The organism is Streptomyces sp. NPDC014995 (genome assembly GCF_043080745.1).
Lineage (GTDB): Bacteria > Actinomycetota > Actinomycetes > Streptomycetales > Streptomycetaceae > Streptomyces.
In genome coordinates this window covers 340,287-358,494 of record NZ_JBIBVX010000001.1, presented here as the reverse complement: position 1 = coordinate 358,494, position 18,208 = coordinate 340,287, and the positions used below count along the sequence as shown (strand labels likewise).

The window sequence follows — 18,208 nt, the reverse complement described above, 5'->3', positions numbered from 1 at the left end:
GCCGCCCCCGGCACGCCGCCTCCGCCGCAGGGCATGCGCGCACCGCGGGGCGCGCCCCCGCCCGGTGCGCCCTCGTACGGCGTCCGCAGGGGCCGGCGGCGCAGGGTGGTGCGGTCCTCACCGGGTGCGCGGCGGTGTGCCCCGGCTCCTGAGGGGACCGCGCCCCGGGCCCCCTCAGGGCCAGGGCGCCTCGGCCGGCCCCCTCCGCCTCAGATCCCGAGCTGCTTGCTGCCGTGCAGCTTCTCGATCGCGTCCTCGTCGCCGGCCAGGTCGACCTTGGCGGCGCTCTGCCGGCCGTACAGGAGCAGCAGCAGCTCCGACGGCTCGCCGGTCGCCGTCACCACCGGGGTGCCGCGGTTGGCGACCACCGTGCGGCCGTCCGGGCGGCGCAGGACCAGGCCGGTCGGCGTGCCACGGCCCATCAGGCGGGCGGTGCGCTCCAGACGGGACCACAGGGCGTCCTGGAAGACCGGGTCCAGCTCGCGGGGCGTCCACTGCGCCTGGGCACGGCGGACGTCCTCGGTGTGGACGTAGAACTCGATCGTGTTCGACGCCTCGTCGATCTGCTTGAGCTGGAACGGCGAGAAACGCGGTGGACCGGTACGAATCAGCTGGATCAGCTCCTCGTACGGCTTGGCGGCGAACTCCTCCATCGCCTTGTCCAGGCGGGGCGCGAGCTGCTTGATCAGCAGCCCCCCGGCGGCGTCCGGCCGGCGCTCGCGCACCACCACGTGCGCGGCCAGGTCACGGGTCTGCCAGCCCTCGCAGAGGGTCGGGGCCTCCGGCCCCGCGGTTTCCAAGAGGTCGGCGAGCAGGAGCCGTTCACGCTTGGCGAAAGTCGACATGCAGTCAGCCTACGACCGCGTAGCAGGTCCGGACAGTGGACACCGGCCCGGCCCTGTCGGTCCCGCGCGGCACAATGGCAGGCATGACCAGCACGCCCCCGCCCGCCCGTCACGCTTCGCGCCGCAGTTCTCGATCCGGTCGCCTCGACCCGGAGATCGCCGCACGCCTCAAGCGCAGCCCCGACGGGCTCGTTCCCGCCATCGCCCAGCAGTACGACACCGGTGAGGTGCTCATGCTGGGCTGGATGGACGACGAGGCGCTGCACCGCACCCTCACGACCGGCCGCTGCACCTACTGGTCGCGCAGCCGCCGCGAGTACTGGGTCAAGGGCGACACCTCCGGTCACTTCCAGTGGGTGAGGTCCGTCGCCCTCGACTGCGACGCCGACACCGTGCTGGTCAAGGTCGACCAGGTCGGCGCCGCCTGCCACACCGGCGCCCGCACCTGCTTCGACACCGACGTGCTGCTCGAGGACGGCGGCAGCGGCGCCGATTCCGGCGCGCCCGCCACGGATCAGTAAGGTCAGCCGCCATGGACCTCGAGACGTTCCGCAAGCTCGCCACCGACCGCCGTGTCATCCCGGTCACCCGCAAGCTCCTCGCCGACGGCGACACCCCGGTCGCGCTCTACCGCAAGCTCGCCGCCGAGCGCCCCGGCACCTTCCTGCTGGAGTCGGCGGAGAACGGCCGCTCCTGGTCCCGCTACTCGTTCGTGGGCGTACGGTCGGCGGCCACGCTGACGGCACGCGACGGCCGGGCCCACTGGCTCGGCACCCCGCCCGTCGGCGTCCCCGTCGACGGCGACCCCCTCGCCGCCCTGCGCGCCACCATCGAGGCCCTGCACACCCCCCATCAGGAGGGCCTGCCGCCCTTCACCGGCGGCATGGTCGGCTATCTCGGCTACGACATCGTGCGCCGCCTGGAGAAGATCGGCCCCGGCGAGCGCGACGACCTCGGGCTGCCCGAGCTGACCATGCTCCTCACCAGCGACCTCGCCGTCATGGACCACTGGGAGGGCTCCGTCCTGCTGATCGCCAACGCGATCAACCACAACGACCTCGACACCGGCGTCGACGAGGCGTACGCGGACGCGGTCGCCCGCCTGGACGCCATGGAGGCGGACCTCTCACGCGCGGTGGCCCAGCCCCCCGCCGTCCTCCCGCCCTCCGAACTCCCCGAGTACACCGCGCTCTGGGGCGGCCCCGACTTCCAGGCGGCCGTCGAGGACATCAAGGAGCGCATCCGCGCGGGCGAGGCCTTCCAGGTCGTCCCCTCCCAGCGCTTCGAGACGCCGTGCACGGCGAGCGCGCTGGACGTCTACCGGGTCCTCAGGGCCACCAACCCGTCGCCGTACATGTACCTGTTCCGATTCGACGGCTTCGACGTCGTCGGCTCGTCCCCGGAGGCCCTGGTCAAGGTCGAGGACGGGCAGGCCATGGTGCATCCCATCGCCGGGACGCGGCACCGCGGGGCGACCCCGCAGGAGGACCAGGCCCTCGCCGACGAACTGCTCGCCGACCCCAAGGAGCGCGCCGAGCACCTCATGCTCGTCGACCTCGGCCGCAACGACCTGGGGCGGGTGTGCGAGCCCGGCTCGGTCGAGGTCGTCGACTTCATGTCGATCGAGCGGTACTCCCACGTCATGCACATCGTCTCGACGGTGACGGGCAGGGTCGCGCGGGGCCGCACCGCCTTCGACGTCCTCACCGCCTGCTTCCCGGCGGGCACCCTCTCCGGCGCCCCCAAGCCCCGCGCCATGCAGATCATCGACGAACTCGAGCCGTCCCGCCGCGGCCTGTACGGCGGCTGCGTCGGCTACCTCGACTTCGCCGGCGACTCCGACACCGCCATCGCCATCCGCACCGCCCTGCTGCGCGGCGGCACCGCCTACGTCCAGGCCGGCGCCGGTGTCGTCGCCGACTCCGACCCGGTCGCCGAGGACCAGGAGTGCCGCAACAAGGCGGCGGCCGTGCTGCGCGCGGTCCACACCGCCAACCGGCTGGGCACGTAGGGCGCTGACCCGGGAAACCCGGGAAAGTGGGGCGCTTCTCACGGAACCCCGGGTGCCGGTTCGCCCGGGGTTCAGGCGATAGTGGAGTACGTGACTGCTGCTCCCCACCCCCGTTCCGAAGCCGCCGACCCCGCCCGGTCCGGCCGCCGGAGCCTCGCCCTCGCCCTGCTGTGCGGTGCGCTGGGCGCGGCCGTGGCCCTGCTCTCGACCCGGCAGCGCTGGTCGGAGGGCACGGCGACGGTGGCCGGCGGCGCCTTCCCCCTGACCGCCAAGGGCAGTGACGTCACCGGCGTCCCCGCGGCGCTCGCCATAGTGGGCCTCGCCGCGCTCGTCGCCGTCTTCGCCGTCCGCAGGGCGGGCCGCCTCGCGGTCTCCGCCCTCCTCGCGCTCTCCGGCGCCGGCATCATCGCCGCCGCCCTGTTCGGCGCCTCCGACAGCTCCGCGCTCGACGAGAAGGCCGCCCAGGCCTCCGGCGACACCTCCGCCACCGTCGCCTCGCTCACCCACACCGCCTGGCCGTACGCCGCGGCCGTGGGCGGCGCCCTGATCCTCCTGGCCGGCCTGCTCGCCCTGCGCTACGGCCGCCTGTGGCCCGGCATGTCCGGCCGGTACGAGCGCGGCGGCACCCCCCAGCCCCGGCGCAGGCCCCGGCCCGTCGACCCCGACCGGCCCGAGGACATGTGGAAGGCCCTGGACCGGGGCGAGGACCCCACGGGCATGGATCCGGCCTGACGACGGTCACCGCCCGGTTCCCGAGGTGATCGTCCGTCTCCCGATGTGGTGAATCAGACGTCGACGGGAACCGACCCCCGCACACGGCAGGCGCGCGCGTACGGGACAATGGTCGACGAGCCTCCGGCTCGGACACGTACAGCACGTACGAAACGTAGACAGCAACGAGGAGCAAGTCATGGCGGGCAGCAGCCACGGACACACCCCGGCCGCCTGGACCGGTGTCACCATCGCCTTCATCGGTTTCTGCGTCTCGGGCGCGTTCATGGTCATGGCCGAGCCGCTCGGCTTCTGGGCCGGCATGGTGATCGTGGTCCTCGGCGGCGTCGTCGGCATGATCATGCGGTCCATGGGCCTGGGCCAGCCGAAGACCGTCCACCCGGTGCACCAGGTGACGGCCACGCGCGAGCCGGCGAGCGTCGAGGGCTGAGACCCCGCACGACTTCGTGAGGGGCGGCCGGTGACCGACCGGCCGCCCCTCACGCGCGCGCGGAGGCCCGCGCGGGGCACAATGCGAGACGTGAACCCCGACCGCCAGAGCGTGCCACCGCCCGCCCCGGGAACCGTCCTGGGACGGCTCGCCGTGCCCGCCGGGATCCTCGCGGCCGTCGCCGGGGCCTTCGTCTACGTCGGGGCCGTCGACCCCAACGAACCCGGCCACTACCCGGTCTGCCCGCTCCTGAGCTACACCGGGGTCTACTGCCCCGGCTGCGGCGGACTGCGCAGCGCGCACGCCTTCGCGCACGGGGACTTCGCGACCGCCTTGCAGGCCAACGCGCCGGCCGTCCTCGCCTACCTGGGCTTCGCCGTGCTGTGGACCGTCTGGGTGGTCCGCGCGGCCCGCGGGCGCCCGGCGCGCCTCGACCCGCGGCCGGTGCACCTGTGGTCGCTGGGTGTGTTGCTGCTGGTCTTCACGGTTGTCCGGAACCTGCCGTTCGGTGGCTGGCTTCATCCTTGATCGGCGGATGAACGTCCAGGTAGTGGGACCGGCGTCAACCGGATGCGAGGCCTTCGGCTTCCTCCGGATACCATCGCAAGTGACCACCGCTTCTCACTGGTCGCTGGAACTGTCAACCGTCTGGAAGGGGGCCGCTCGCGTGAGTGTGCTCGACGAGATCATCGACGGAGTCCGTGCCGACCTCGCGGAGCGGCAGGCGCGCGTCAGCCTCGACGAGCTCAAGGAGCGCGCGGCGAAGGCCCCCGCCGCCAAGGACGGGGTCGCCGCGCTGCGGGGCGACGGCGTCAAGGTGATCTGCGAGGTCAAGCGCTCCAGCCCCTCCAAGGGCGCGCTGGCCGCGATCGCCGACCCGGCCGGGCTGGCCGCGGACTACGAGGCGGGCGGCGCCGCCGTCATCTCCGTCCTCACCGAACAGCGCCGCTTCGGCGGCTCCCTCGCCGACCTCGAGGCGGTCCGCGCGCGCGTGGACATCCCCGTCCTGCGCAAGGACTTCATCGTCACCTCGTACCAGTTGTGGGAGGCCCGCGCGTACGGCGCCGACCTCGCGCTGCTGATCGTGGCCGCCCTCGACCAGCCGGCCCTGGAGTCGCTGATCGAGCGTGCCGTGTCCATCGGTCTCACCCCGCTCGTCGAGGTGCACGACGAGGACGAGGTCGAGCGCGCGGTGGACGCGGGCGCGAAGGTGATCGGCGTCAACGCGCGCAACCTGAAGACGCTGGAGGTCGACCGGGGCACCTTCGAGCGGATCGCCCCCGAGATCCCCGACCGCATCGTCAAGGTCGCCGAGTCCGGCGTCCGCGGCCCGCACGACCTGATCGCGTACGCCAACGCCGGCGCCGACGCCGTACTCGTCGGCGAGTCCCTGGTGACGGGCCGCGACCCGAAGACCGCGGTCGCCGACCTGGTGGCGGCCGGGGAACATCCGGCACTGCGGCACGGCCGGGGCTGATCTCCGGATAGGCTTGGTCCCGATGACGCTTCCGATCACCCTGACGGCCACGGACCGGTATGCCCGCCTCGCGCGCGGCTGCCGCCCCCGTGGCTGCCGCGCGCCCGCACGCCGGGTGCACGGCCGACGGGTGCGGTACGTCATCGGAGACGAGCCCGGGCAGGTGAACGGCCGTCGATGGTGCGCCCCTGAAAGGGGCGCGGGGAACGGCGCGAGCAGCCACAGTCGGCCGTCGGCCCACTGACCACCCCCGCCCCACGGCGACAGGTGTCCACACACTCACCGTCTCACCGTGAGGTTTCCGCATGCCCAGCGAGTTCTTCATCCCCGACCCCGAGGGTCAGGTCCCCAGCGCCGAGGGCTATTTCGGCGCGTTCGGCGGCAAGTTCATCCCGGAGGCGCTCGTCGCCGCCGTGGACGAGGTCGCCGTCGAGTACGACAAGGCGAAGCACGACCCCGAGTTCGCGCGCGAACTCGACGACCTGCTCGTCCACTACACCGGCCGGCCCAGCGCCCTCACCGAGGTGCCCCGGTTCGCCGAACACGCCGGTGGCGCCCGGGTGTTCCTCAAGCGCGAGGACCTCAACCACACCGGCTCCCACAAGATCAACAACGTGCTCGGCCAGGCCCTGCTCACCAAGCGCATGGGCAAGACCCGGGTCATCGCCGAGACCGGCGCCGGCCAGCACGGCGTGGCCACCGCCACCGCCTGCGCCCTGTTCGGCCTCGAGTGCACCATCTACATGGGCGAGATCGACACCCGGCGGCAGGCCCTCAACGTGGCCCGCATGCGCATGCTCGGCGCCGAGGTCGTCGCCGTGAAGTCCGGCAGCCGCACGCTGAAGGACGCCATCAACGAGGCCTTCCGCGACTGGGTCGCCAACGTCGACCACACCCACTACCTGTTCGGCACGGTCGCGGGGCCCCACCCCTTCCCGGCGATGGTCCGCGACTTCCACCGCGTCATCGGCGTCGAGGCCCGCCGCCAGCTCCTGGAGCGCGCCGGACGGCTGCCCGACGCGGCCGTCGCCTGCGTCGGCGGCGGCTCCAACGCCATCGGCCTCTTCCACGCCTTCATCCCCGATGAGAGCGTCCGCCTCATCGGCTGCGAGCCGGCCGGCCACGGCGTCGAGACGGGCGAGCACGCGGCCACCCTCACCGCCGGCGAGCCAGGCATCCTGCACGGTTCGCGCTCGTACGTCCTCCAGGACGACGAGGGGCAGATCACCGAGCCGTACTCCATCTCGGCCGGCCTGGACTACCCGGGCATCGGTCCGGAGCACTCCTACCTCAAGGACTCCGGCCGCGGTGAGTACCGCGCGGTCACCGACGACGCGGCCATGCGGGCACTGCGCCTGCTGTCGCGCACCGAGGGCATCATCCCGGCCATCGAGTCCGCCCACGCGCTGGCCGGCGCCCTGGAGGTCGGCAAGGAGCTGGGCAAGGACGGTCTGATCGTGGTCAACCTGTCCGGCCGCGGCGACAAGGACATGGACACGGCCGCCCGCTACTTCGGCCTGTACGACACCGATGCCAGCGTGGCCGCGGACGCGGACACGGAGACCGCCGAGATCGAGGGGGACGCCAAGTGAGCGGGAACGTGCAGCTGTTGTCGGACACCCTCGACGCCGCCCGGACCGAGGGACGCTCCGCCCTCATCGCCTACCTCCCGGCCGGGTTCCCGACCGTCGACGGCGGCATCGAGGCCGTCAAGGCCGTGCTGGACGGCGGCGCCGACGTCGTCGAGGTGGGCCTGCCGCACAGCGACCCCGTCCTCGACGGCCCGGTCATCCAGACCGCCGACGACATCGCCCTGCGCGGCGGCGTGCGGATCGCCGACGTCATGCGCACGGTCCGGGAGGCCCACGCGGCCACCGGGAAGCCGGTGCTCGTGATGACGTACTGGAACCCCATCGACCGCTACGGCGTCGAGCGGTTCACGGCCGAGCTCGCGGAGGCGGGCGGGGCCGGGGCGATCCTGCCCGACCTGCCGGTGCAGGAGTCGGCGCTGTGGCGGGAGCACGCCGAGAAGCACGGCCTGGCGACGGTCTTCGTGGTGGCGCCCAGCAGCAAGGACGAGCGGCTCGCGCAGATCACCGCGGCGGGCAGCGGTTTCGTCTACGCCGCCTCGCTGATGGGCGTCACCGGCACCCGTGAGTCGGTGGGCGCGCAGGCCCAGGACCTGGTCGAGCGCACCCGGGCCACCGGTACCGGCCTGCCCGTCTGCGTCGGCCTCGGTGTCTCCAACGCCGAACAGGCCGCCGAGGTCGCCGGCTTCGCGGACGGCGTGATCGTCGGCTCCGCCTTCGTCAAGCGGATGCTGGACGCGCCGGACCACGCGGCGGGCGTCGAGGCCGTGCGCGCGCTCGCGGGCGAGCTGGCGAAGGGTGTGCGCGGGCAGGCGTAGCCGCCCCGCGTAACGGGAAGAATCGGTCACTCTAACGAGTGGACCTGGGACCGGGGAGGCGCGCTGCGCCTCCCCGGTTCGTTCTGGGGGTGTGAGCGAGAAAAATCGTCAAGGAAAGCGCACCGCCAGGGAGCGGCTGGCGGCCGAGCGCGAGAAGCACGATGCCGCGGAGCGGCGGCGCCGGACGCTGATCGTCGGAGCGAGCGTCGTGTGCGTGCTGGGTCTGGCGGCGGTCATCGGTGTCGTCGCGGCGAACGTCGGCAAGGACGCCGGCAGCGACAGCGCGGGCCCGGTCGTGGCGCCCTCCGGCGCGCAGGGCAAGGACGCCCTCGTCATCCCGGCCGGCCAGGACGGCGCCAAGTCGACGCTCACGGTGTGGGAGGACTTCCGCTGCCCGGCCTGCAAGACCTTCGAGGACGCCTACCGCTCGACGATCCACGAGCTGACCGACGCCGGGAAGCTGAAGGTGGAGTACCACCTGGCCACCATCATCGACGGCAACATGGGCGGCACCGGCTCCCGCAACGCGGCCAACGCGGCGGCCTGCGCCCAGGACGTCGGCAAGTTCCCCGCGTACCACGACGTGCTGTACCAGAACCAGCCCCCCGAGACCGACGATGCCTTCGCGAAGAACAGCAGACTCCTGGAGCTGGCCGGCAAGGTCGAGGGCCTCGACACGCCCGCCTTCCGCACCTGTGTCGAGAAGGGCACGCACAACAGCTGGGTCGCCAAGTCCAACGAGGCCTTCCAGAAGGGCGGCTTCACCGGCACGCCGACCGTGCTCTTCAACGGCAAGAACATCTACCAGGACCGGACGATGACGCCGGCGAAGCTCAAGCAGATGGTGGAGGAAGCCGACCAGGGGTGAGCCATCTTCTCCCCGGCCCGTTATGGAGCCGTAGCCGGGCTGCCTGCCGTGGGCCCGGTGCGGCAGGGTAGCGTCGACCTTGCCATGGAACTTGCCTACATTCCCAGCCCGTCGCGCGGGGTGCTGTACGTCGGCCCCATTCCGCTGCGCGGCTACGCGTTCTGCATCATCATCGGCGTCTTCGTCGCGGTCTGGCTCGGCAACAGGCGCTGGATCGCCCGGGGCGGGCGGGCCGGCACGGTGGCCGACATCGCGGTCTGGGCCGTGCCCTTCGGCCTGATCGGCGGCCGCCTCTACCACGTGATCACGGACTACGAGCTGTACTTCAGCGAGGGCCGTGACTGGGTGGACGCCTTCAAGATCTGGGAGGGCGGCCTCGGCATCTGGGGCGCGATCGCGCTCGGCGCGCTGGGCGCGTGGATCGGCTGCCGCCGCCGCGGCATCCCGATGCCCGCTTACGCCGACGCCGTCGCGCCCGGCATCGCCCTCGCCCAGGCGATCGGCCGCTGGGGCAACTGGTTCAACCAGGAGCTGTACGGCAAGGAGACCGACGTCCCCTGGGCCCTGCACATCACGTCCTCGGCGGACGGCCGGGTGCCGGGCTACTACCACCCGACCTTCCTGTACGAGTCCCTGTGGTGCATCGGCGTCGCACTGCTGGTGATCTGGGCCGACCGCCGCTTCAAGCTGGGCCATGGCCGGGCGTTCGCCCTGTACGTCGCCGCGTACTGCGCGGGGCGCTTCTGGACCGAGTACCTGCGCGTCGACGAGGCCCACCACATCCTGGGCCTGCGGCTGAACAACTGGACCGCGCTCCTCGTGTTCCTGCTCGCGACCGCCTACTTCGTGGTGTCGGCGAAGAAGCGTCCGGGACGGGAAGCGGTCGTCGAGCCGGACGCGCGGGCGGATGCCTCCGGCGATGCGGCAGCGGCCGACGGTGAGAGCACGCCGGAGGACGCCAAGGACAAGGACAAGGACGAGGCGGAGGACGGGGCCAAGTCCTCGGAGACGAAGGCGGACGCCGAGGAAGACGCCGGCGCAGATGCCAAGGACGGCGTGAAGGCCAAGGACGGCGTGAAGGCCGAGGGCGAGGCCGAAGCCGAGTCCGAGTCGGCGGGCAACAAGAGCTGACGACTGCTCGTACGACGACGAGGGCGCCCGGGGTCTCCCGGGCGCCCTCGTCGTGTGCGGGCGGCGGAGCGCGCGGCGCTGGAGTGGCCGGTCAGCACACCTGAATCCTGCGGGCCAGTGACAGGGTCCGTTGGGCCGTCGCCACCACCGCCGCGTCGATGAAGCGGCCGTCGGGGAGGGCCTGGGCGCCCTGTTCGGTGGCCGCCGCCTTGACGATCGTCTCCGCCTCCTCCAGCTCGCGCTGCGTGGGCAGGTAGGCCCGTTCGATGATCGGGAGCTGGCGGGGGTGGATGGCGGCGCGGCCCAGGAAACCGAGGGTGCGGCCGTGGGCGCAGGAGGCCGCCAGGCCCTCCAGGTCGCGGGTGTCGGGGTGGACGGACTGGGGTGGCGGCGGCAGGCCCGCCGCCCGTGCGGCGACGATCACCCGGGAGCGGGACCAGTCGAGGCCCGCGTCCTCCCGGATGCCCAGATCGGCACGGAGATCCGCCTCGCCCAGGGAGATGCCGCGGAGGGAGGGGTGGGCGCCGGCGATGGCGAAGGCGTGTTCGACGCCGAGGGCCGTTTCCAGGAGGGCGTAGAGCGGGCCCCGGGCCTTCTCCGCGATGCCGGTGATCTGGGCGGGTGACGTCACCTTCGGGAGACGGAGGCCGGACACGCCGGGGAGTTCCGCGACGGCCTGGAGGTCGGCGGCGGCGAGAGGGCCGTCCAGGGCGTTGATCCGGACGTGCACCGGGACCGGCCGGCCCTCGGAGAGCAGGTCGGCGGTGGCCGCGCGGGCGTACTCCTTGCGGTCGGGGGCGACCGCGTCCTCCAGGTCGATCACGACGACGTCCGCTCCGCAGGAGAGGGCCTTGGCGACCACGTGAGGGCGGTCGCCGGGGACGTACAGCCAGGTCAGCGGGAAGGTCACAGGGCGCCCTCCGCGCGCAGGGCGGCCAGGTCGGCGGGGGTCAGGCCCAGTTCGGTGAGGACCGCCTCGGTGTCCGCGCCGTGCGGGCGGCCGGCCCAGCGGATCGCGCCGGGGGTCGAGGAGAGGCGGAAGAGGACGTTCTGCATGCGGATCGGGCCCAGTTCGGGGTCGTCGACGGTGGTGACCGTGTCGAGGGCCTGGTACTGGGGGTCCGTCATCACGTCCCGGACGTCCTGGACCGGGGCGACGGCCGCCTCCGCCTTCTCGAAGGCGGCGAGGACGTCGGTGCGGGTGTGGCCGGCGATCCACCGGCCGACCGCCTCGTCGAGGACGTCGGCGTGGGCGGCCCGTTCGGCGCCCGTCGCGAACCACGGCTCGTCGATCAGGTCGGGGCGGCCGACCAGCCGCATGACGCGCTCCGCCACCGACTGGGCCGACGTCGACACGGCGACCCAACTGCCGTCCGCCGTGCGGTAGGTGTTGCGCGGGGCGTTGTTGGCGGACCGGTTGCCGGTGCGCTCCTGGACGTAGCCCAGCTGGTCGTACCAGAGGGGCTGGGGGCCCAGCACGGTCAGGATGGGCTCGATGATCGCCATGTCGACGACCTGGCCCTCGCCCGTGCGGTCGCGGGCGGCGAGGGCCGTCATGACCGCGTACGCCGTGGCCAGGCCCGCGATGGAGTCGGCGAGGCCGAACGGCGGGAGCGTCGGAGGCGCGTCCGGTGCGCCGGTGATCGCGGCGAAGCCGCTCATCGCCTCGGCGAGGGTGCCGAAGCCGGGGCGGTGGGCGTAGGGGCCGAACTGGCCGAAGGCGGTGACGCGGGTGAGGACCAGGCGCGGGTTGGCCGCCGACAGTTCCTCCCAGCCGATGTCCCACTTCTCCAGGGTGCCGGGGCGGAAGTTCTCGATGATCACGTCGGCGGTGGCGGCGAGGCGCAGGAGCGTGGCCCGGCCGCCGGGCCGGGAGAGGTTCAGGGTGATCGTGCGCTTGTTGCGGGCGAGGATCTTCCACCACAGGCCCACGCCGTCCTTGGACGGGCCGTGGCCGCGGGACGGGTCCGGCCGCTCCGGGTGCTCGACCTTGATGACCTCCGCGCCGAAGTCACCGAGCATCGTGGCGGCGAGGGGGCCGGCGAAGAGGGTGGCCAGGTCGAGGACGCGCAGGCCGTGCAGCGGGGCGTGGGCCGGGCCGGTCGTCTCCGCAGTCGCAGTCGCAGTCGCAGTCGTGGTCGTGGTCGTTTCGGTCATGACGCGTACTGCTTGTCGATCTCGGAGCGGTACGGCATCGACGCCGACGCGCCGGGCCGCTGGACCGACAGCGCGGCGGCCGCGGCGGCCCAGGCCAGTGCCTCCCGTACGGGACGTTCCTCGCCGAGGGCCACCGCGAGGGCGCCGACGAAGGTGTCGCCCGCGCCGGTCGAGTCGACGGCGGTGACGTGCGGGGCGGGGACGGTCAGCGGTTCGGTGCCGCGGGCCGCGTACAGGCTGCCGGCCGCGCCGAGGGTGACGACGACCTCCGGGACGCTGTCGAGGAGGGCGAGGGCGGCCTCGCGCGGGTCGGTACGGCCGGTGAGTGTGGCGGCCTCGTGCTCGTTGGGGACCAACAGGTCGGTGGCGTCGAGCAGTTCGGCTGGCAGGGGCTGGGCGGGGGCGGGGGTGAGGACGGTCCGGACGCCGTGGGCGCGGGCGGCCCGGGCACCCGCGACGACCGCCGGCAGGGGGATCTCCAGCTGGAGCAGCAGCGCGTCGGCGGAGGCGATGAGGCCTTCGTCACCGGGGACGAGGTGGTCGACGGTGCCGTTCGCGCCGGGGACGACGACGATCGCGTTGCCGCCCTCGGCGTCCACCACGATGTGGGCGGTGCCGGAGGGGGACTCGACGGTGCGCAGGTGGTCGGTGTTGACTCCCGAGTGTTCCAGGGTGGAACGCAGGCGGGTGCCGAAGGAGTCGTTGCCCACCGCGCCGATCAGCGAGACGGTGGCGCCCGCGTGGGCCGCGGCGATCGCCTGGTTGGCGCCCTTGCCGCCGGGGATCGTACGGAACTCCCGTCCCGTCACGGTCTCCCCGCGCTGCGGGGCCTTCTCGACGTAGGCGACGAGGTCCATGTTCGTGCTGCCGAGCACGACGATGTCGGTCATGGGCGCGATGCCTCCCGGTGGGTCAGGCGGGCGAGGGTGTCGAAGCCGCTGCCGTCGAGGTCGGCGACGGAGGTGGCGAGGCGGTTCTTGAGGGGGGCCGTCCAGCGGTCGGGGAGGGCGGCGGGGTCGCCGGCCAGGAGGGCGGCGATGCTGCCGGCGGTGGCGCCGTTGGAGTCGGTGTCCCAACCCCCGGACACGGCACGGCAGATGGAGCCGGTGAAGTCGCCGTCGGCGTGGGTGAGGGCGGCGGCGATGAGCGCCGTGTTGGGGATCGCGTGCACCCAGTGGTGGGTCGCTCCGTGGGTGGCGTGGAGGGCGTCCACGACGGTGTCGAAGTCCTCGTGGGACTGCGCGAGCCGGATGGCGTGGGTGAGCGCCCGGGCCAGGCGGGAGCGGGGCGGGACGACCGTGAGGCCGGTGCGGAGGCAGGCGTGGACGTCGTGGCCGCCGGTGGCCGCGGTGGCGATGGTGGCCGCCGTGAACATCGCCGCGTAGACGCCGTTGGCGGTGTGGGTGAGGGTGGCGTCGCGGTGGGCCTGCTCCGCGGCGGCGGCCGGGTCGCCGGGGTGGGTCCAGCCGTGGACGTCGGCGCGGATGAGGGCGCCGATCCATTCGCGGAAGGGGTTGCGGTGGCGGGCGGTGTGCGGGGGGTCGATGCCGGAGAGGAGGTTGCGGTAGGCGATGCGCTCGGCGGTGAAGGTGCGGCCCGCCGGGAGTTCGTCCAGCCAGAGCCGGGCCACGTCGCAGGTGGTGAAGTTCCTGCCGTGGCGTCGGAGCAGGAGGAGGTTGAGGAGCGGGTAGTTGAGGTCGTCGTCCTCGGGCATGCCGTCGATGTTCTCGGCGAGGGAGGTCCCGGCCGAGCGGCGGTTCCACGGGTACGCCGTGAGGACGTCCGGGGGGACTCCCCGTGCGGTGAAGTAGGTGGTGAGGGGCCAGTTGCCGGCCGACTCGGCCAGGGTGCGGATGCCGTCCAACGGGAGTTTCTCCACGGGCTTTCCCAGGAGGCAGCCGACCGCTCGGCCCAGCCAGGCGGCTTCCAGGGCGGCCGGGGCGGGCGCGTTCCGGCGGCCACCTGGCTGCCCCGGCCAGTCGGGGCACCGTGACCTGATCCTCTCCAGGTCCGTCGGTTCGTCCTCCGCCAAACTGCTCGGCAGATCCGCCAGTTCGTCCAGCAGGTCCTCCGCCAGGAGCCGGAGGTAGCGGGAGGCGCGCTCGGGCGAGGCGCCCGCTCTCTCGGGGGCCTCCCAGCCGCCGGCCGCCTTCCAGCGGGACGCGATCGCCGACGGTTCGCGGCCGTCCTGGGCCGCCTGGCGCAACTCGTGGCCGAGGAGGTCCTCCGGCTGGACCCAGGTCAGTCGGAGCATCCGTCACCTCCCAGCCCGGTGAACGCCTGCTCGTGGGCCCTGCGGCGGCGGAGGTCCTGCTCGAAGATCTCCCGGGCCACCTCGGTGAGCGTGCGCGCCGGTGCCCACAGGTCCAGGCGGCTGGCCTCCGCCACCCGCTTCGACCACTCCTCGGGGACGGGGGAGCCGAGCGCGCCGGCCAGTGCGCCGGCCATCGTCGCGATCGAGTCGCAGTCACGGCCGTAGTTCACCGCGCCCAGGACGCAGTGGCGGTAGTCGCCGTCGGCGACCAGCAACATGCCGAGGGCCACGGGGAGTTCCTCGATGGCGTGCAGGCGGGAGGGGCGGCGGGCGGCGAGGGACGGCTGCCGGTAGTCGGGGCCCACCGTGTCGTAGGGGGCGACCGCCTCGCGGAGCGGCGTCAGGGCCGACTCGAAGTCCGTGTGGCGGGCCGCCACGTCGCGGACCTTCTCGATCGCGGTGCGGGTGCCGTCCTTGGCGAGGGCCAGACAGGCCGTGACCACCGAGTCCGCCGTCGCCCCGGGGGTGCAGGCGGCCGCCACCGCCGCCGCGAAGACGCCCGCCGCCTCACGGCCGTACGACGACTGGTGGGCGCCCGCGAGGTCGATCGCCTCGGCGTAGGCGGCCGGCGGGTTGGCCGCGTTGACCAGGCCCACCGGGGCCATGTACATCGCCGCACCGCAGTTGACGATGTTGCCGACGCCGGCCTCGCGGGGGTCGACATGGCCGTAGTGGAGCCGTGTCACCAGCCATTTCTCCGCCAGGAAGAGGCGGTGCAGGGGGAGCGCCTCGGCCTCCAGCTCGGGGATCCAGCGCGGGGTGGTCATCAGGTCGGGGACCAGGTGGTCGGCGAGCGCGTACGCGTCCAGGTGGTCGCGGACCGTGGCGTAGACCCTGACCAGCGCGTGGGTCATCAAGGTGTCGTCGGTGACGTGGCCGTCGCCCTTGTGGTACGGCGCGATGGGGCGGGCGGTGCGCCAGGCGTCGCCGTTCCAGGGGCCGACGATGCCGTGGACGCGGCCGCCGTGGCGCTGGAGGATCTGGTCGGGGGAGTAGCCCTCGACGGGGCCGCCGAGGGCGTCGCCGACGGCCGCGCCGACCAGGGCGGCGGTGATGCGTTCCTCGAGGCTTCCTGCGGTTCCGTTGGTTCCGCCGGTTCCGTCCGCTCTGGATCCTGCGGGTCCTCCGGCTCCTCCGGTGTCCCCTGTTCCGCCGGGCCCTCCGCGACGTTCTTCTGTTTTGCGCGTCATGACCGAATCATCCTCCTGGTGGGGCCGGGTGTGTGGCTTCCAGGAGTTCGGCGAGTTCCACCAGGTCGGTGCCGGTGAGGCGGGGGAGGACGCAGCCGGAGAGGGTGCGGCAGGTGTCGCGCCAGGTGGCCGGGATCGCGTCGCCGCCGCCCAGCGCGCCGGTCAGGGCGCCGGCGAGGGCGGGGGCGGAGTCCGCCACCCGGGACAGACAGGCCGCCGCCGGTACGGCCTCGGCGACGCGGCCGCCGGACGCCAGGGCGAGGGCCAGCGCGACCGGGACCGTCTCGGCGGCGGCGATGCCGTAGCTGTAGACGTGGTCGACGATCTGGTGTTCCAGGAGCGGGACCAGGGCGAAGGCGCTCTCGGCGTCGCGGGCGAGTTTCAGGGCGTGGCGGGCGTTGCGGCCGATCTCCGTCTCTTCGGGCAGTTCGGCGAGGGCCGCCGCCACGCAGCTCTGGGCGTCCGCGCCGGCGAGGGCCAGCGCCAGTGCCGCCGCCATCGCCCGGGCGCCGTGCACGCCGTCGCCGTCCTGGGTGTAGCGGGCGTCGAACTCGGCGAGTTCGGCGGCGCGTCCGGGGTCGCCGGGGTGGGCCACGGCGAGCACGCAGGCGCGTACGCAGGCCGCGTCGTCGAAGTAGTGCGGGTTGTCGTGGCCGGTGGCGGGCGGGCGCAGGCCGGTGGCGAGGTTGCCGAGGCCGGCGCGGACGGAGATGCGGGCACGCAGGGGCAGTACGGCCGACTCGACCTCGGGGGCGCGGTCGGCTGCCGCCGCGACCTCGCCGGCGATCGCGTTCCAGGTGAGGTCGATGGCGGCGCGGGTACGGCGGTCGCGGCTCAGGTCGGCCAGCGCGCTGTCGTCGCCGGCGCGCAGGACGGCCTCCGCGGCGAAGGCCGCCCATTCGGCGTCGTCGGAGGGGCCGAGGCGGAGGGGTTCGGGGGGCTGGTTGAGGGCGATGGGGACGGGGAGGGTGGTGGTCGCGTTCTGTTCGGCGAAGGTGTCCAGTTCGCGGGTGAGGCGGCGGGTCCAGTCCGGCATACGGGCGGCGCGGTGGCGGGCGGCGGGCCAGCCGGCGGCGTCGCCTGCGGCCAGGCCGAGCAGGAGGCCTTCGGTGCGGCGGGGGTGTGGGCGGGGGTGGGGTGCGGCGGCGGCCCACCCGTCCGCCTCCGACCCGTCCGCCTCCGGTCCGCCCACCCCCATTGCGAGCACCGCGACCAACGACGCGTCCGCCTCCGGCCCGTCCACCGCGACCACCGCAACCGGCGAACCCTTCGCCTCCGGCCCCTTCGCCTCCGGCCCCTTCGTCTCCGGTCTCTCGCTCTCCGGTCCCTCCGTCTCCGGCTCGTCCCGTTCCGGTGTGGGCGGCGGGTCGGTCACGCCCATCGTCATTCCGTCCTCCCACGGTCCGGGCGGTCTCATGGGCGGACCTCCGTGGCGGGTCGGGTGGGGGTCTCGCCCCGTGCCGGTAGCTCCTCCGGTACGGAGCCCCCCGGTCTCCACCTCCCGTCCTGCCCGGGTGTCAGCAGTTCCGCCACGTCCAGGACGTGGTGGCCCGCCATCGACGGCAGGCAGCTGCCACGGGCCGGGCCGATGGCCCGAGCCCACTCGGCCGGGATGGCCGACTCGCCCTGTGTCGCGCCGGACAGGGCGCCGGCCACCGCCGCCGTGGTGTCGGCGTCGCGGCCCATGTTCACGGCGGTGAGGACGGCCCGGGTGAAGTCGCCGTCGGCCGCCGCGTACGCGCCGAAGGCGAGGGCGACCGCCTCGGGGGCCAGGTCGGTCCACGGGTAGCCGCCGATCACGACGGCCGAGCGGACCGCGCGTTCACCGCGGTGGGCCACCGCCACCGCGCGGCGCAGGGAGCGGGCCGTCCAGGAGTCGTCGGGGACGACGGCGAGCGCCGAGGCCACCACCGCGACCGTGGGTGCGCCCGCCATCGCCGCCGCCACGCCCGCCGCGACCGCCTGGCCGCCGTAGATGCCCTCCCCGTCGTGGCTGACCGAGCCGTCGATGGCGACCAGGCGGGCCGCCTCGGCGGGGCGGCCGGCGGCGAAGACGCCGAAGGGGGCCGCGCGCATGGCGAGGCCGTCGCTCCAGGCGTGCCGGTGCTGGGCGGAGATGGGGGCGGCCAGGCCCCGGCGGAGGTTCTCCAGTGTGCCGCGCTCGCTGAAGCCCGCCCCGCGGAAGGGGCCCTCGGCGCGGTCGGCGATCCACTCGTGCCAGGCCGCTTCCACGTGGGCGGGGGTGAGCGCGGAGCCGTGGCGGGCCAGCAACAGGCCCGAGAAGATCGCGTACTCGGTGTCGTCCGTGCCGGCCGGCTTCTCGGTGACGTAGCCCGTGATGCGGCCCCAACGGGCCCGGATCTCCGAGGGCTTCATGTTCTCGGCCGGTGCTCCGAGGGCGTCTCCCACGGCGAGGCCGAGCAGTGCGCCGCGGGCCCGTTCGCGGAGTTCGGCGGCGTCCCCCGGCGCCTGGACCGAGGGGATGCAGGCGATCAATGCCATACGGGGCCTCTCCTCCGGGGGTTCCGCACGGGCGCGGAGCCCTTTGCGGATGTGTCCCACCGTCGGCGGTTGACCTGAGCCTGGGAGGCGTCATGTCACCCGGTCGACATCTGTGCGGCCTGGCGATCGTATGAGCGAAAGCGG

At 73.6% G+C, this 18,208-nt stretch carries 19 protein-coding genes; 11 read left to right on the top strand and 8 right to left on the bottom strand.

Features of this window, described 5'->3' with window-relative positions:
• Positions 1-209: 209 nt before the first annotated feature.
• Positions 210-845: a TIGR03085 family metal-binding protein gene (locus tag ACF1A1_RS01630; RefSeq protein WP_391644284.1), complete on the bottom strand. Its 636-nt coding sequence runs from the start codon at positions 843-845 to the stop codon at positions 210-212.
• Between the two features lie 83 nt (positions 846-928).
• On the opposite strand from ACF1A1_RS01630, the gene hisI reads away from it, so the two are divergent.
• The 11 genes from hisI to lgt all read left to right on the top strand — a co-directional run bounded on the left by hisI (position 929) and on the right by lgt (position 9,901).
• Positions 929-1,366, top strand: a complete 438-nt coding sequence (hisI, locus tag ACF1A1_RS01625; RefSeq protein WP_391644282.1) for a phosphoribosyl-AMP cyclohydrolase — start codon at positions 929-931, stop codon at positions 1,364-1,366.
• An 11-nt stretch (positions 1,367-1,377) separates the two neighbouring features.
• Complete coding sequence (locus ACF1A1_RS01620) at positions 1,378-2,856, top strand: anthranilate synthase component I (protein WP_391644280.1); 1,479 nt, start codon at positions 1,378-1,380, stop codon at positions 2,854-2,856.
• A gap of 81 nt (positions 2,857-2,937) precedes the next feature.
• Complete coding sequence (locus ACF1A1_RS01615; protein WP_391644278.1) at positions 2,938-3,588, top strand: TIGR02234 family membrane protein; 651 nt, start codon at positions 2,938-2,940, stop codon at positions 3,586-3,588.
• Positions 3,589-3,766: 178 nt separating this feature from the next.
• Positions 3,767-4,018 carry an HGxxPAAW family protein gene (locus ACF1A1_RS01610; RefSeq protein WP_391644276.1) on the top strand — a complete coding sequence of 84 codons (252 nt, stop codon included), beginning with the start codon at positions 3,767-3,769 and terminating at the stop codon, positions 4,016-4,018.
• Between the two features lie 81 nt (positions 4,019-4,099).
• Positions 4,100-4,546 carry a DUF2752 domain-containing protein gene (locus ACF1A1_RS01605; protein ID WP_391644274.1) on the top strand — a complete coding sequence of 149 codons (447 nt, stop codon included), beginning with the start codon at positions 4,100-4,102 and terminating at the stop codon, positions 4,544-4,546.
• 139 nt (positions 4,547-4,685) lie between these two features.
• Positions 4,686-5,495 carry an indole-3-glycerol phosphate synthase TrpC gene (trpC, locus tag ACF1A1_RS01600; RefSeq protein WP_391644272.1) on the top strand — a complete coding sequence of 270 codons (810 nt, stop codon included), beginning with the start codon at positions 4,686-4,688 and terminating at the stop codon, positions 5,493-5,495.
• A 22-nt stretch (positions 5,496-5,517) separates the two neighbouring features.
• Complete coding sequence (gene trpM / locus ACF1A1_RS01595; RefSeq protein ID WP_391644270.1) at positions 5,518-5,739, top strand: tryptophan biosynthesis modulator TrpM; 222 nt, start codon at positions 5,518-5,520, stop codon at positions 5,737-5,739.
• A 61-nt stretch (positions 5,740-5,800) separates the two neighbouring features.
• Positions 5,801-7,087, top strand: a complete 1,287-nt coding sequence (trpB, locus tag ACF1A1_RS01590) for a tryptophan synthase subunit beta (protein WP_391644268.1) — start codon at positions 5,801-5,803, stop codon at positions 7,085-7,087.
• Positions 7,084-7,902 carry a tryptophan synthase subunit alpha gene (trpA, locus tag ACF1A1_RS01585; protein ID WP_391644266.1) on the top strand — a complete coding sequence of 273 codons (819 nt, stop codon included), beginning with the start codon at positions 7,084-7,086 and terminating at the stop codon, positions 7,900-7,902. Before trpB ends, trpA begins: the two co-directional genes overlap by 4 nt.
• A gap of 91 nt (positions 7,903-7,993) precedes the next feature.
• Positions 7,994-8,770 (top strand): DsbA family protein, encoded by a 777-nt coding sequence (locus ACF1A1_RS01580; RefSeq protein ID WP_391644264.1) that lies wholly within the window; start codon positions 7,994-7,996, stop codon positions 8,768-8,770.
• A gap of 84 nt (positions 8,771-8,854) precedes the next feature.
• On the top strand, positions 8,855-9,901 hold the full coding sequence (gene lgt, locus ACF1A1_RS01575; protein WP_391644262.1) for a prolipoprotein diacylglyceryl transferase: 1,047 nt from the start codon (positions 8,855-8,857) through the stop codon (positions 9,899-9,901).
• A gap of 91 nt (positions 9,902-9,992) precedes the next feature.
• On the opposite strand, the gene ACF1A1_RS01570 is transcribed toward lgt, so the two are convergent.
• From ACF1A1_RS01570 to ACF1A1_RS01540, 7 genes are read right to left on the bottom strand one after another with little or no spacing between them, the layout of a single operon-like run.
• Positions 9,993-10,811, bottom strand: coding sequence for an HpcH/HpaI aldolase/citrate lyase family protein (locus ACF1A1_RS01570; RefSeq protein WP_391644260.1), 819 nt, complete (start codon positions 10,809-10,811; stop codon positions 9,993-9,995).
• Positions 10,808-12,058 carry a CaiB/BaiF CoA transferase family protein gene (locus tag ACF1A1_RS01565; protein WP_391644258.1) on the bottom strand — a complete coding sequence of 417 codons (1,251 nt, stop codon included), beginning with the start codon at positions 12,056-12,058 and terminating at the stop codon, positions 10,808-10,810. Before ACF1A1_RS01565 ends, ACF1A1_RS01570 begins: the two co-directional genes overlap by 4 nt.
• Positions 12,055-12,948, bottom strand: a complete 894-nt coding sequence (gene rbsK / locus ACF1A1_RS01560) for a ribokinase (protein WP_391644256.1) — start codon at positions 12,946-12,948, stop codon at positions 12,055-12,057. The genes ACF1A1_RS01565 and rbsK overlap by 4 nt, the downstream gene beginning before the upstream one ends.
• Positions 12,945-14,312, bottom strand: a complete 1,368-nt coding sequence (locus tag ACF1A1_RS01555; RefSeq protein WP_391644254.1) for an ADP-ribosylglycohydrolase family protein — start codon at positions 14,310-14,312, stop codon at positions 12,945-12,947. Before ACF1A1_RS01555 ends, rbsK begins: the two co-directional genes overlap by 4 nt.
• Positions 14,300-15,562, bottom strand: a complete 1,263-nt coding sequence (locus ACF1A1_RS01550) for an ADP-ribosylglycohydrolase family protein (protein WP_391644252.1) — start codon at positions 15,560-15,562, stop codon at positions 14,300-14,302. Before ACF1A1_RS01550 ends, ACF1A1_RS01555 begins: the two co-directional genes overlap by 13 nt.
• Positions 15,563-15,569: 7 nt before the next feature.
• Positions 15,570-16,979, bottom strand: a complete 1,410-nt coding sequence (locus ACF1A1_RS01545; RefSeq protein WP_391644250.1) for an ADP-ribosylglycohydrolase family protein — start codon at positions 16,977-16,979, stop codon at positions 15,570-15,572.
• Positions 16,976-18,064 carry an ADP-ribosylglycohydrolase family protein gene (locus ACF1A1_RS01540; protein WP_391644248.1) on the bottom strand — a complete coding sequence of 363 codons (1,089 nt, stop codon included), beginning with the start codon at positions 18,062-18,064 and terminating at the stop codon, positions 16,976-16,978. Before ACF1A1_RS01540 ends, ACF1A1_RS01545 begins: the two co-directional genes overlap by 4 nt.
• Positions 18,065-18,208 lie beyond the last annotated feature (144 nt).